The organism is Streptococcus sp. KCJ4932 (assembly GCF_004352745.1).
GTDB lineage: Bacteria > Bacillota > Bacilli > Lactobacillales > Streptococcaceae > Streptococcus > Streptococcus ruminicola.
This window is the reverse complement of record NZ_SJWW01000012.1, coordinates 24,196-36,255: the sequence shown is the minus strand read 5'-3', so window position 1 is coordinate 36,255 and position 12,060 is coordinate 24,196. Positions and strand designations below refer to the sequence as shown.

The 12,060-nt window shown below is 37.7% G+C and carries 14 protein-coding genes and 1 pseudogene; 6 read left to right on the top strand and 9 right to left on the bottom strand.

The window, feature by feature from the left end; all coding sequences use genetic code 11:
- Positions 1-164 precede the first annotated feature (164 nt).
- Positions 165-464, top strand: coding sequence for a YbaB/EbfC family nucleoid-associated protein (locus E0E02_RS06420; RefSeq protein WP_074564436.1), 300 nt, complete (start codon positions 165-167; stop codon positions 462-464).
- Between the two features lie 42 nt (positions 465-506).
- Here E0E02_RS06420 and E0E02_RS06415 read toward each other — a convergent pair whose 3' ends face one another.
- The 3 genes from E0E02_RS06415 to E0E02_RS06405 all read right to left on the bottom strand — a co-directional run bounded on the left by E0E02_RS06415 (position 507) and on the right by E0E02_RS06405 (position 2,533).
- Positions 507-1,226 carry a MerR family transcriptional regulator gene (locus E0E02_RS06415; RefSeq protein WP_133018157.1) on the bottom strand — a complete coding sequence of 240 codons (720 nt, stop codon included), beginning with the start codon at positions 1,224-1,226 and terminating at the stop codon, positions 507-509.
- A 102-nt stretch (positions 1,227-1,328) separates the two neighbouring features.
- Complete coding sequence (locus tag E0E02_RS06410) at positions 1,329-1,916, bottom strand: 3'-5' exonuclease (RefSeq protein WP_133018156.1); 588 nt, start codon at positions 1,914-1,916, stop codon at positions 1,329-1,331.
- Positions 1,917-1,990: 74 nt separating this feature from the next.
- Positions 1,991-2,533 (bottom strand): DUF536 domain-containing protein, encoded by a 543-nt coding sequence (locus E0E02_RS06405; protein WP_133018155.1) that lies wholly within the window; start codon positions 2,531-2,533, stop codon positions 1,991-1,993.
- A 221-nt stretch (positions 2,534-2,754) separates the two neighbouring features.
- Between E0E02_RS06405 and E0E02_RS06400 the strand changes: the two genes are divergently transcribed.
- Positions 2,755-3,927, top strand: coding sequence for an NAD(P)/FAD-dependent oxidoreductase (locus E0E02_RS06400; RefSeq protein ID WP_133018154.1), 1,173 nt, complete (start codon positions 2,755-2,757; stop codon positions 3,925-3,927).
- Positions 3,928-4,067: 140 nt separating this feature from the next.
- Positions 4,068-4,337, top strand: a complete 270-nt coding sequence (rpsN, locus tag E0E02_RS06395; protein ID WP_024343539.1) for a 30S ribosomal protein S14 — start codon at positions 4,068-4,070, stop codon at positions 4,335-4,337.
- A 56-nt stretch (positions 4,338-4,393) separates the two neighbouring features.
- Here the strand turns inward: rpsN and E0E02_RS06390 are convergent, their stop codons facing one another.
- A complete protein-coding gene (locus E0E02_RS06390) occupies positions 4,394-4,876 on the bottom strand; it encodes a GNAT family N-acetyltransferase (RefSeq protein WP_133018153.1) in 483 nt (160 codons plus the stop codon).
- Positions 4,877-4,984: 108 nt separating this feature from the next.
- Between E0E02_RS06390 and E0E02_RS06385 the strand changes: the two genes are divergently transcribed.
- Positions 4,985-5,386, top strand: a complete 402-nt coding sequence (locus tag E0E02_RS06385; RefSeq protein WP_133018152.1) for a MarR family transcriptional regulator — start codon at positions 4,985-4,987, stop codon at positions 5,384-5,386.
- 50 nt (positions 5,387-5,436) lie between these two features.
- Here the strand turns inward: E0E02_RS06385 and tsaD are convergent, their stop codons facing one another.
- The 3 genes from tsaD to tsaB are packed head-to-tail and all read right to left on the bottom strand — an operon-like array spanning position 5,437 to position 7,572.
- The gene (tsaD, locus tag E0E02_RS06380) at positions 5,437-6,447 is read right to left on the bottom strand and encodes a tRNA (adenosine(37)-N6)-threonylcarbamoyltransferase complex transferase subunit TsaD (protein WP_133018151.1); all 1,011 of its coding nucleotides are present in this window, start codon (positions 6,445-6,447) and stop codon (positions 5,437-5,439) included.
- Positions 6,444-6,878 carry a ribosomal protein S18-alanine N-acetyltransferase gene (rimI, locus tag E0E02_RS06375; protein ID WP_234787205.1) on the bottom strand — a complete coding sequence of 145 codons (435 nt, stop codon included), beginning with the start codon at positions 6,876-6,878 and terminating at the stop codon, positions 6,444-6,446. The genes tsaD and rimI overlap by 4 nt, the downstream gene beginning before the upstream one ends.
- A 1-nt stretch (position 6,879) precedes the next feature.
- Entirely contained in the window at positions 6,880-7,572 is a 693-nt protein-coding gene (tsaB, locus tag E0E02_RS06370) for a tRNA (adenosine(37)-N6)-threonylcarbamoyltransferase complex dimerization subunit type 1 TsaB (protein WP_080728286.1), read from the bottom strand.
- A gap of 188 nt (positions 7,573-7,760) precedes the next feature.
- Here tsaB and E0E02_RS06365 point away from each other — a divergent pair, with 188 nt between their 5' ends.
- Both E0E02_RS06365 and rnjA read left to right on the top strand, forming a co-directional pair.
- Entirely contained in the window at positions 7,761-7,991 is a 231-nt protein-coding gene (locus tag E0E02_RS06365; protein ID WP_074564447.1) for a DNA-dependent RNA polymerase subunit epsilon, read from the top strand.
- Between the two features lies 1 nt (position 7,992).
- On the top strand, positions 7,993-9,675 hold the full coding sequence (gene rnjA / locus E0E02_RS06360; protein WP_039696257.1) for a ribonuclease J1: 1,683 nt from the start codon (positions 7,993-7,995) through the stop codon (positions 9,673-9,675).
- 96 nt (positions 9,676-9,771) lie between these two features.
- Here rnjA and E0E02_RS06355 read toward each other — a convergent pair.
- Both E0E02_RS06355 and E0E02_RS06350 read right to left on the bottom strand, forming a co-directional pair.
- Positions 9,772-10,434 (bottom strand): annotated as a pseudogene (locus E0E02_RS06355) (CHAP domain-containing protein).
- Between the two features lie 185 nt (positions 10,435-10,619).
- Positions 10,620-12,059, bottom strand: coding sequence for a glutamate synthase subunit beta (locus E0E02_RS06350; protein WP_074626817.1), 1,440 nt, complete (start codon positions 12,057-12,059; stop codon positions 10,620-10,622).
- Position 12,060 lies beyond the last annotated feature (1 nt).

Below are 12,060 nucleotides of genomic sequence, written 5' to 3'. Positions count from 1 at the left end.
TTTTTGTAAAATCCTCTCTTATCAGACCAAAAACAATAATCATAACCCTAACTCCAAACTTTAAGTTCTATAGGAAAGATGCTATAATATTAATATCTTTTTCAAGATAAATTTCCAAATTAATAAAGGCTCAAACCCTCGCTACGAAAGGAATCTAGATTATTATGATGAACATGCAAAACATGATGCGCCAAGCTCAAAAACTCCAAAAACAAATGGAGAAAAAGCAAGCTGAATTGGCTAGCACTACTTTTACTGGAAAATCAGCTCAAGAATTAGTTGTTGCTGAATTTACAGGTGATAAAAAATTGGTAAACATCACATTTAAGGATGCTATTGTTGATCCAGACGATATTGAAACACTTCAAGACATGACAACACAAGCTATCAACGATGCTCTTTCTCAAGTTGATGCTGCTACTCAAAAAACACTTGGCGCTTTTGCAGGAAAATTACCATTCTAATAATGCCAGACAAAAAAGCTCGAACCAAATGGTTCGAGCTTTTTATTTACTTGCAACTTCTAAACAATAAGATTTTTCATGACAATGCGGGCAAGTGAGTTTTCGTGTTTTTGGCGTATGCGGAGCAAAGAAAAATGTCTTAAAATTTGGTTGAAATCGGTGATGACAATTTGGGCAAACGTAAGCAACATTTTGAGCATATACCTTTGAAAACCAGATTGCAAAAGGTAGTATGATGATTTCAGCAAGCAGATAAATCCAAAAATTCCTTGCCACAATTGCCCATACTATGCTTCCCACTTGAAGGATAATTAAAGGCAAAAAGATGAAAAACATCTTCAGATGGACCTTTTTCAAAGATAATTGATTTTTCATGGTAAGAGAAATGTCTGATAAAAAGTCTAGTGATTGTCCTGACTGGCTCTTAACTCTGTCAAGTAAGTTTACAGCAGTGTCAAGTTTAGCTTTCTTTTCTGCAAGTTGCTCTTTAGTTTCTTTGATATGTTCTACAAGAAGAAGTTCTAAAACCTGCTTGGCATTTTTTTCAGCAAAAAGACGCTTAATCTGCTCAATCGAAAAATCCAACTCTCGTAAAAAACATATCAGATGTAGCCGTTCCAAATCACTCTCGGTATAGATACGACGACCACCTTCTGTCAATTGTGACGGTAGCAAAATACCACGCTTATCGTAGTACTGCACTGTGCGAACCGAAACACCAGCCAATTTAGCCAAATCACCAGTTGTGTAAGTCTGAGACATTTCCTTCACCTCCTTTCTGCCCTCATTATAGGACATAACCTAAGGTCACAAGCAAGAGGTTACCCTAGATGATTTTTCCTTTTTTGAAAAATAGCTAAGCTCTTAATCGAAAAAGCCACCCAAAGCAGCAAATGGATTATCGCCATGCTCTTCTTCTTGCTGATTCAGATAAGATTTATTCTCATCAAATTCCATAAATTTTTCATAGACTAGAGCTGTCATACGAGCATCTTCCAAAGAATTATGCCCATGTCCAGAAATTCCTAAAAAATCAGCAACGCTTGTCAACTTAAGATTTGCAATTCCATTCAAATCAGAACTACGACGTTCATAAGCTTCATCATAAAGATCAACCTTGTAAAGCTCTGTCAAGTCTAAATCATTTTCAGCTAACAAAGGAAGGTCTGATTTCAAGGCATTGTAGCCAACGAGAGCTGTTTTCCCAACAAAATCTTTAAAATCAGCCAAGACTTTATCCAACTTTGGAGCGTTCGCAATTTTTTCAGATGTAATACCTGTTAAGCCATTAATAAAAGATTGTAAAGGAACATCTGTGTAAACGTAAGTGTCAAAGTTGTCAACTTCTTCACCATCTCGAAATTTTACAGCAGAAACTTGAATAATATGGCTAATTTCAGCAACTGTATTAAATTCCAAGTCAAAAGCAATGTACTCAGATAGCTTTTCCATGATTCCTCCCTAAAAACATCATCATTTCTTTATAAAACAAGCTGGAACTTTCGTCCCAGCTCCGCCTAATAAGCCTATTTTTTACCAAAGAGACGAGCAAACAATCCTTTCGGAACAGCTGCTTCTTCTTGCTCTTGAATAGCTTCTTCAGTTTTTGTTTGAATTTCTTCAAACTCAGCCTTAGCTTCATTAAGTTCAAGTTGAAGACGTTTGCTATCTTCCATAGCAGCTAGTGTCAATTGTTGTTGTTGATCTAGTTGCTTGTCTTTCTCACCGATTTGAACATCTTTCACTCGAAGTTGTTCATCTTTTGAAGCCAATTGTTTGTCCTTAGCTTTTAGTTGTTCATAGAGACGTGTAATCTCTGTATTTTTTTCATCAACTAAAATTTCCAAAAGTTCACGTTGTTTTGTTTCTTCGTCAATTGGATCATCTTCAAAAATAGTTTTTTTATAGATTTCCTCTAATTTGATCAAGCCGCTACGATTAACTACTGTAACACCTTTTTCATTTTTATCTACATCTTCTTCTGGGAGATTCTTAACACGATTATTAACCGCTTGGCGGCTAACTCCTAGAATCTCAGCAATTTCACTAACTGTTTTCTCGATTGCCATAATATCCTCTTTTACATTGAAATACTTATGAAAAGGATAACACATGAACACTTGATTGTCAATTTTTAGCCAGTTACTTGACTGCTTAAAGCTTGAATTGATAGGCTTTTTTTGCAATCGTGTCAACTTTCTGTCATTTTCTGTAAACTCGCTACTCTAGTTCAAAAATATCTATTAGCATTTGACTACGGGATAGAAATATTTTATGCTACAATGATTATATGAAACAATACGATACAATTATCATCGGCGGGGGACCTGCTGGAATGATGGCTGCTATTTCCAGCAGCTATTATGGCTACAAAACATTACTGATTGAAAAAAATAAACGCCTCGGCAAAAAATTAGCTGGTACAGGTGGCGGTCGTTGTAACGTCACAAATAACGGTACTATCGATGACCTGATGGAAGGCATCCCTGGCAATGGGCGTTTTCTATATAGTGTCTTTTCACAATTTGACAACCATGATATCATGCGATTCTTTGAAGAAAATGGTGTTGCTTTAAAAGTTGAAGACCATGGACGCGTCTTCCCAAAAACTGATAAATCAAAAACAATCATCGATGCTCTAGCACATAAAATTAGCGAACTCGGTGGTACAGTCTTAACAAATACCGAAGTCGTTTCTGTGAAAAAAATCGATAACCTTTTCCACATCAAATCTGCTTCAAATGAGTTTGTCTGTGAAAAACTCATTGTCACAACTGGTGGGAAAGCTTATCCATCAACTGGTTCGACTGGATTTGGCTATGAAATCGCTCGTCACTTCAAGTTAAACTTAACCGAACTTGAAGCAGCAGAAAGTCCTTTATTAACAGATTTTCCACACAAGGAACTTCAGGGAATTTCTCTGAGCGATATCAACCTATCTTATGGGAAACATCACATTACACATGATTTACTCTTTACCCACTTTGGACTATCTGGACCCGCTGCGCTTCGCATGTCTAGTTTTATTAAAGGTGGAGAAACTATCACACTCGATGTTATCCCCAATATATCCACAGAAGACCTTCTTGCATTTTTAGAAGAACATCGTGAAAAATCACTTAAGAATACTCTTAAAATGCTTGTCCCTGAGCGCTTAGCAAACTTTTTTGCTCAGCCATTTCCTGAAAAAGTCAAACAACTGACCCCAAATCAAGAAAAAGAGCTTGTGGATAAGATAAAAGCTTTACCAATCAAGGTCGCTGGAAAAATGTCTCTCGCAAAATCCTTTGTAACCAAAGGCGGCGTTGACTTAAAAGAAATCAATCCTAAAACTCTTGAAAGCAAGCAAGTTCCAGGTTTGCACTTTGCTGGCGAAGTCCTTGATATCAATGCCCACACAGGTGGTTTTAATATCACGGTTGCCTTGTGCACAGGCTGGGTTGCTGGAAGTTTACATTATTAACAATTGTTGAGAAATCCAATTTTGGATTTCTTTTTTATATTTTTAAAAAAATATTTAACTAGTTAAGGTTTTTTTGCTTGATTCTTGACCTAAAAGTGTTATAATTAATTTTGTTAACCAGTTAACTAAAAGGAGATATTATGGCTAAAAAATCAAAAATCGCTAGATACAATAAACAATTAAAACTCATTGAACAATACGCAGACTTGCGTCGCGAACTAAAAGCTAAAGGTGATTACGAAGCCCTTCGTAAATTACCACGCGACTCAAATCCAAATCGCTTGAAAAACCGTGACCGCATTGACGGTCGTCCTCATGCTTACATGCGAAAATTTGGCATGAGCCGTATCAACTTCCGTAATCTTGCTCACGAAGGAAAAATCCCAGGGGTCACAAAAGCCAGCTGGTAATATATCTAGAAAGAAAAAAGTTTTTATCACTAAAAAAGCAGACTACGTCTGCTTTTTTAGTTAATGTAATAAGTGTAATAACAGTTATCCACAGTTAAACGTGGAAAATCTTCAGGTAAATCTGCCGAAGTAATTTCTTTAAATCCAGATTTTTGATAAAAATATTGAGCAGCTTCAAAATCTGATGTTGTTCCAAGAAATATCGCCTTTTTACTATTTTCATAACAATAAGTAATAAATTCTTCTAATAACTTTTTCCCTAAACCTAATTTTCGATAAGGTTTTGCAACAAACATTTTCTTTAAAGCAACATTCCCATCTCTAAGTGCAACTAAACCAAGACATCCAATTACATGACCACTGCTGCTATCCACAGCCACCCAAAACTGTCCACCTTTATTTTGGTATGAACGTTCAATATCCAATAAATCAGGTTGATCAGATAGCGTGATTGGAAGTAGAAATTCATTTTGTTGAATATCTAAAATCATCTCTTTTACTGACTGATTAAATTTTGGCTCAAAACTTCTGATTTCCATAAACTCTCCCCTTTTATTTAATTGTATTTGCAATAATATTTCTCATATTATAGCACATTTTATTGTAAATGCAATAATTTTTTGATAAAATTTATTCGAGGAGATAAAATGTTTAAAATCATTCGTACTATTGGTGCCATTACGCGTACTATTCAAATAGATTCTAACAATCACTTTAAAGAATTTGGCTTAAATAATAACCTTTATATCTATATCATTCGTATCTGTGAACAACCTGGTATGTTTTTAGGGGAATTAGCTGATAATGTCCAAATTGATCGCACAACAGCCTTTAGAACCATCAAAAAACTTGTTAAGCTTGGCTATTTTGAATTAAAGAAAGATTCTGTTAATCAAAAAATCAAGCGTGTTTACCCAACAGAAAAAGCCGTGGACATTTATCAACAACTTCATGAATATGAACAGCAACAATCTGATTTGCTATTATCAAACTTATCCACAGATGAAGTTGCTCAGCTCGAAAAAATCATGTCAAAATTAAACTACTAAACCTGGTAATAAGTCAAAAGCCCCTGAAATTTTCAGGAGCTTATTTATATTTAATCCAATGTATCAAAGGCAAGACTTGGTTTAGCATTTAAATCAAGTCCAGCAAAATGTCCTTTGTCGTATTCAATAGCTGCAGCTAGTGAAACCATTCCCGCATTATCACCACATAGACGTAGTGGGGGAATGACAACTTCTGCTTCTGTGATTTCATCTGCTAAACGTTCACGAAGGCCTTGGTTAGCAGCTACACCACCTGCTACTACAAGGGTTTTAACTTGATATTTCTCCAAAGCTTTTTTGGTTTTAGCCATTAAAACATCTAAGACAGCTGCTTGGAATGATGCTGACAAATCTTCATTTGAAAGAGTTTCACCTTTTTGAGCCGCATTATGATGGAGATTAATAAAGGCTGATTTCAACCCTGAGAATGAAAACTCAAGATTGTCTTCTTTAATCATCGCACGTGGGAAATCATAGATATCTTTTCCTTTATGTGCCAATTGGTCTATTTCACGTCCCGCTGGGTAAGTCAAGCCCATCACACGACCAACTTTGTCATAAGCTTCACCTACAGCATCATCACGTGTTTCACCAACAATCTTATAATTACCTGGTTCAGACACATAGACAAGTTCTGTGTGACCACCAGAAACCAATAAAGCCATCAATGGGTATTGAAGTTCTTTTACTTCACGCGCCGCCATTAAGTGTCCTGCCATGTGGTTGACTGGAATCAATGGCAAATTATTTGCCCAAGCAAAAGCTTTAGCAGCCGCCATTCCAACCAGAATCGCACCAACCAAACCAGGTCCGTAAGTGACCGCAACCGCATCTAAGTCGCTAACTTCAATGCCTGCAGCTTCCAAAGCATCCTTAAAGCAAGTTGTAATTACTTCAACATGGTGACGACTAGCAACTTCAGGCACAACACCACCAAAACGCTTATGACTTTCGATTTGGCTTGCGATGACGTTACTTAAAATCTCACTTTCATTCTTCAAAACCGCAATACTTGTTTCATCACAAGAACTCTCCACGGCTAAAATATATCTATCTTTCATCGATTAATTACCTCGTATTTACCTTCGCGCTTCATGATAATCGCATCTTCTACTGGTTCATGATAATATTGCTTACGCTTGCCAATAATGTCAAAACCAAATTTCTCATACAAAGCTTGTGCAGGAGTATTTGACGCTCTCACTTCCAAGAAAATCGGAAAATCAACATGATCCAGATTAGCCAACAATTGACTACCTAAGCCATGTCCTTGATAAGCTTTTTTTATGGCAATATTTGTAATTTCTAGTTCCCCAGCCAATTGTGAAATGGCTAAAAATCCTACAACTTTTTCATCTTTTTTGACAAAAAAGTAATCAACATTATCCTGTTGCATGTCTGATAAAATCTGCTTTTCAGACCACGGAGATACTGGGTAAACATCTGACAATATCTCATAAACAGCAGTAACACTTGCTTGTAAATCTTTCATATTAGATGCGATTGACATAATTTGCACTTGGATTTTCTGTGTGTGTTTTAAGCCAATTTTCTTCTGCTTCAACACGTTTTAGATAACTTGGCACAAAGCTATCCACATCAACTGGTTGTAACTCTTGACCACGTTTACCAATAGCATAAGCTGACGGCAAAACAGAAAGAACCTTAGCTTGCGGAAGACTCTCAGCAATTTGATTGCTGAAATTAGCCACTTCACCAACAAACATAACAGATTCTTCGTCCTTAACTGCTTCAAGAACATCGGCAAAGTTCATGTGTTGGTCGTCTTTAAGAGATTGACCATCTTTGTAAAAACCAGCATACACATTATTACGACGAGCATCAATCACTGGGACAACTAAGCCATCAAAATCAGCCGCAGCAGCAAGCGCGTAAAGACTAGAAACACCTACCAACTCAATATTTAAAGTGTATGCCAGTGTTTTTGCAGTCGCAACTGCCACACGTAGCCCAGTGTATGAGCCAGGACCTTGAGCTACTGAAATTCTATCCAAATCAGTTGGTTTTAAATCAACTGCTTTCATCAAAAAATCAATCGCAGGCATTAAATTAATGCTGTGATTTTTCTTAATATTGACCGTTACATCGGCTAGTAAATTTTCACCATCCAAGATGGCAACAGACAAAGCCTTACTTGAAGTATCAAAGGCTAAAACTTTCATCATTTAAATTCCCTCACTTGATTATACTTCTTATTTTATGATATAATTTTAATAATTGCAACGAATCAAGGTTAAATCAATTACTCAGAAAAAATTTAATAAGAACTGGTCAAGTAGCAAGTATGTACAAGCTAGTTGACGTGTTTTGTGTAGTTTGATTAACCACAGGTATATCAAGAAAGGAAAAAACTATGATTTATAAAGTTTTTTATCAAGAAACAAAAGAACGTAACCCACGCCGCGAACAAACTAAAGCTCTTTATTTAGAAATTGACGCAGCTAACGAACTTGAAGGACGTATCAAAACTCGTGAACTTGTAGAGGCAAAAACACCTTACAACGTTGAATACATTGAACTTCTTTCAGAAAAACACCTAGCCTACGAAAAAGAAACAGGTGCCTTTAAATTAACGGAGTTATAACATGTCACAAATCAATTTAAAACCCGAAGAAGTTGGGGTTTATGCGATTGGTGGTCTCGGAGAAATTGGTAAAAACACTTACGGTATTGAATATCAAGATGAAATCATTATCGTAGATGCTGGTATCAAATTCCCAGAAGACGATTTGCTCGGTATTGACTACGTTATTCCAGACTATTCATATATCGTTGACAATATCGATCGCATTAAAGGCCTTGTGATTACTCACGGGCACGAAGACCACATTGGTGGGATTCCATTTCTTTTGAAACAAGCCAATATTCCAATTTATGCTGGACCACTTGCGCTTTCACTTATCAAAGGAAAATTGGAAGAACACGGACTTTTACGTGACGCTAAACTTTATGAAATCAACGCCAATACAGAGTTGACTTTTAAAAACCTTAGCGTTACATTCTTCCGTACAACCCACTCAATTCCGGAACCTCTAGGAATCGTTATCCACACACCACAAGGTAAAATTGTCTGCACAGGGGATTTCAAATTTGACTGGACACCGGTTGGTGAACCAGCAGATATCCACCGCATGGCTGCACTTGGTGAGGATGGCGTCCTATGTTTGCTATCTGATTCTACTAACGCAGAAATTCCAACCTTTACAAACTCAGAAAAAGTTGTTGGACAATCTATTATGAAGATTATTGAAGGCATCCATGGACGTATTATCTTTGCGTCATTTGCTTCAAATATCTTCCGTCTCCAACAAGCTGCCGAAGCAGCTGTTAAAACTGGACGTAAAATCGTAGTCTTCGGACGTTCAATGGAAAAAGCCATTGTAAACGGTATTGAACTTGGTTACATCAAAGTTCCAAAAGGAACATTTATCGAACCAAGCGAAATCAAAGACTACCACGCTAGTGAAATTTTGATTATGTGTACAGGTAGCCAAGGTGAATCAATGGCTGCGCTAGCACGTATTGCTAATGGTACACACCGTCAAGTTACACTACAACCTGGCGATACTGTCATCTTCTCTTCTAGCCCAATTCCTGGTAATACAACAAGTGTTAACAAACTTATCAACACTATCCAAGAAGCTGGTGTAGAAGTTATCCACGGAAAAGTTAACAACATCCACACATCTGGTCACGGTGGACAACAAGAGCAAAAACTTATGCTCCGCTTGATGAAACCAAAATTCTTCATGCCTGTTCACGGTGAATACCGTATGCTTAAAATCCACGCTGGTTTAGCGATGGACACAGGTGTGCCAAAAGACAATATCTTCATCATGGAAAACGGTGATGTGCTAGCTCTTACAGCTAACTCAGCTCGTCGTGCTGGACACTTTAACGCTCAGGATATCTATGTTGATGGTAATGGTATCGGAGATATCGGTGCTGCTGTACTTCGTGACCGCCGTGATTTATCTGAAGACGGTGTTGTTCTTGCCGTTGCTACTGTTGACTTTGATAGCCAAATGATTTTGGCAGGTCCAGACATTCTTAGTCGTGGATTTATCTACATGCGTGAATCTGGTGACCTTATTCGCGAAAGTCAACGTGTTCTCTTCAATGCTATCCGCATTGCTTTGAAAAACAAAGATGCAAGTATCCAATCTGTTAACGGTGCTATCGTTAACGCGCTTCGTCCATTCCTATACGAAAAAACTGAACGTGAACCAATCATTATTCCAATGATTCTCACACCAGATGATAAATAATCAAAAAGCTAGTTGATCACATCAACTAGCTTTTTATCAACAACTTATCCACAGAAATAAAAAAGCCTGGAATTTTTCCAGACTTATTCTATCTTGTTAATAACTTTCTGGATAGATATAGCTGACTGTTCCAGCAGTGTTACTCTTTGTTGGATCAAACCAACCACGATAATTATCAATCCATTGTTTATTGCCATAATTAGATTCTAAAACTTGAATTTGCCCACTAGCATTTACAGCTGTCACATAAGCCACATGCCCATAACTATCTGGATCAGTCCAACAGACAATAGCTCCTACTTCAGCCTGTGTCCCAACCACATAACCTTGTGAAGCGGCATTGGCTGCCCAATCGCCAGCATTTCCCCACCAATTACTTGCCCATGTAGCTACCTGCTTAACACCCCAAGTGCATTACCCAACAGGGTAAGTATTAGTCGAGCTGTCCTGCTTTGACGCTGGCACATCAGTTTGGCTTACCTCAGAATTCCTACTTGATGTTAACAAATTAGTCACAAATGGATCAATTGGTGTCTTATCAGGTATCTGTAGCACTTGCCCAGGAACAATAGTGTCATAAATCGACATACCATTTAAGGCTGCTAAATCATAAACACTCAGTCCATACATCTGCGCCACACTATAAAATGAATCACCACTTTGCAAGGTGTAAGTATCTGCTTTTACATTTACTTGTGAAAATAGCAAAGCACCTGACAATGTCGCCGTAGCTAGAACTAATTTTGTTTTATAATTCATAAAAATCTTCCTCCCTTTATGAACACTAGTATAGCAAGCCAATATTACAAATTATATAAAGGATTGTAAGCGTTATATTTCACGAAATCTCAATTTGCAAAATGAACGTTACAAAAAAACTGCCCAATGGACAGTTTTTTTATGATTGAAAACAAGAAAGTGTGTTAAACGCTTAGATTAATTCATTATTGAGCAACCATGACACGAAGGCCTTGGTCGATTTGTTCAGCAGCCTTACGTCCTTCACGGATTCCCCAAATGACAAGACTTGGACCACGACGAGCATCACCAGCAACAAAGACACGATCGTTGTTAGTTGAATAATCATCATAAACACTTTGGACACCAAATTGTTCAAAAAGTGATTTTTCAGCACCAGTGAATCCCATTGCTAACAAGACAAGGTCAGCTTTAATCGTTTCTTCGGTACCTTCGATTGGTTTGAAACCAGGACCAACTTTGATAGTTTTCGCAGCAATGACTTGGCCACGATCAGCACCAATAAATTCTGTTGTTGATGTTGCATAAGTTGTCAATTCTGTATCTTGTACGAAATTAGCTTCTTCTTGTCCATATCCAACGCGTTTAATCATTGGATATTGTGGCCATGGATTAGTTGGTAAGCGTTTTTCTGGTGGTTCTGGAGTGATTTCAAGCTGTTTAACGCTTGCTGCACCTAAACGAACCGCTGTACCGATACAGTCATTACCAGTATCACCACCACCGATAACAAGAACATGTTTTCCTTCAAGTGTTGGACCAAGTTTTTTGTTATCAGATGCAAGAACATTTTTAGTTGTTTCTGTTAAGAAATCAACTGCAAATCGAATACCAGTCAAGTGACGACCAGGAACATCCAAATCACGTGGCACACTAGCACCAGTGGCAAGAACTACACGGTCATATTCTTTCAACAAATCATCTGCAGTAATATCACGTCCAACTTCTGTATTGGCAACAAAATTGATACCAAGTTTTTCCATAAGATCAATACGACGTTGAACAACTTCTTTATCCAACTTCATATTTGGAATACCGTACATCAAAAGTCCACCAAAGCGATCACTACGTTCATAAACTGTAACACTGTGACCAAGTTTGTTAAGACGCCATGCTGTTGAAAGGCCCGCAGGACCTGAACCAATAACGGCAATTTTAAATCCTGTACGAAATGCTGGACGACCTGATTCTTCTACCCAACCATTTTCAAAGGCTGTATCGATGATAAAACGTTCGTTATCATGGATAGTAACACCAGAGCCATTGAGGCCCTCTGTACAGCCTTTTTCACATGGAGCTGGACAAACACGTCCAGTCATCTCTGGAAACGGATTAGTGCGTGATAAACGCTCAAATGCACGCTTATAGTCACCTTTGTATAGTAAATCATTCCATTCAGGAATCAAATTGTCATTTGGACAACCTGAAACTGCACGTCCACCACCGTAAAATTGTCCTGAGTGACAGAAAGGAATCCCACAAGACATGCAACGCGCAGCTTGCTTTTGGCGCTCTTCTGCTGTTAATGGAACTTGTAATTCTTCAAAGTCCAAGATGCGTTCAGCAACAGGACGAAACGGATTGTCTTTTCGATCATATTTCAAAAATCCAAACGGATTAGCCATT

Excerpts from the sequence above, each read along its gene's own strand:
- E0E02_RS06390 (WP_133018153.1), bottom strand. The coding sequence starts at position 4,876 with ATGGAAATCAGAAGTTTTGAGCCAAAATTTAATCAGTCAGTAAAAGAG.
- tsaB (WP_080728286.1), bottom strand. The coding sequence starts at position 7,572 with ATGATGAAAGTTTTAGCCTTTGATACTTCAAGTAAGGCTTTGTCTGTT.
- E0E02_RS06350 (WP_074626817.1), bottom strand. The coding sequence starts at position 12,059 with ATGGCTAATCCGTTTGGATTTTTGAAATATGATCGAAAAGACAATCCG.
- tsaD (WP_133018151.1), bottom strand. The coding sequence starts at position 6,447 with ATGAAAGATAGATATATTTTAGCCGTGGAGAGTTCTTGTGATGAAACA.
- rnjA (WP_039696257.1), top strand. The coding sequence starts at position 7,993 with ATGTCACAAATCAATTTAAAACCCGAAGAAGTTGGGGTTTATGCGATT.
- E0E02_RS06385 (WP_133018152.1), top strand. The coding sequence starts at position 4,985 with ATGTTTAAAATCATTCGTACTATTGGTGCCATTACGCGTACTATTCAA.
- rimI (WP_234787205.1), bottom strand. The coding sequence starts at position 6,878 with ATGAAAGATTTACAAGCAAGTGTTACTGCTGTTTATGAGATATTGTCA.
- E0E02_RS06420 (WP_074564436.1), top strand. The coding sequence starts at position 165 with ATGATGAACATGCAAAACATGATGCGCCAAGCTCAAAAACTCCAAAAA.
- E0E02_RS06365 (WP_074564447.1), top strand. The coding sequence starts at position 7,761 with ATGATTTATAAAGTTTTTTATCAAGAAACAAAAGAACGTAACCCACGC.
- E0E02_RS06400 (WP_133018154.1), top strand. The coding sequence starts at position 2,755 with ATGAAACAATACGATACAATTATCATCGGCGGGGGACCTGCTGGAATG.
- E0E02_RS06415 (WP_133018157.1), bottom strand. The coding sequence starts at position 1,226 with ATGTCTCAGACTTACACAACTGGTGATTTGGCTAAATTGGCTGGTGTT.
- E0E02_RS06410 (WP_133018156.1), bottom strand. The coding sequence starts at position 1,916 with ATGGAAAAGCTATCTGAGTACATTGCTTTTGACTTGGAATTTAATACA.
- E0E02_RS06405 (WP_133018155.1), bottom strand. The coding sequence starts at position 2,533 with ATGGCAATCGAGAAAACAGTTAGTGAAATTGCTGAGATTCTAGGAGTT.
- rpsN (WP_024343539.1), top strand. The coding sequence starts at position 4,068 with ATGGCTAAAAAATCAAAAATCGCTAGATACAATAAACAATTAAAACTC.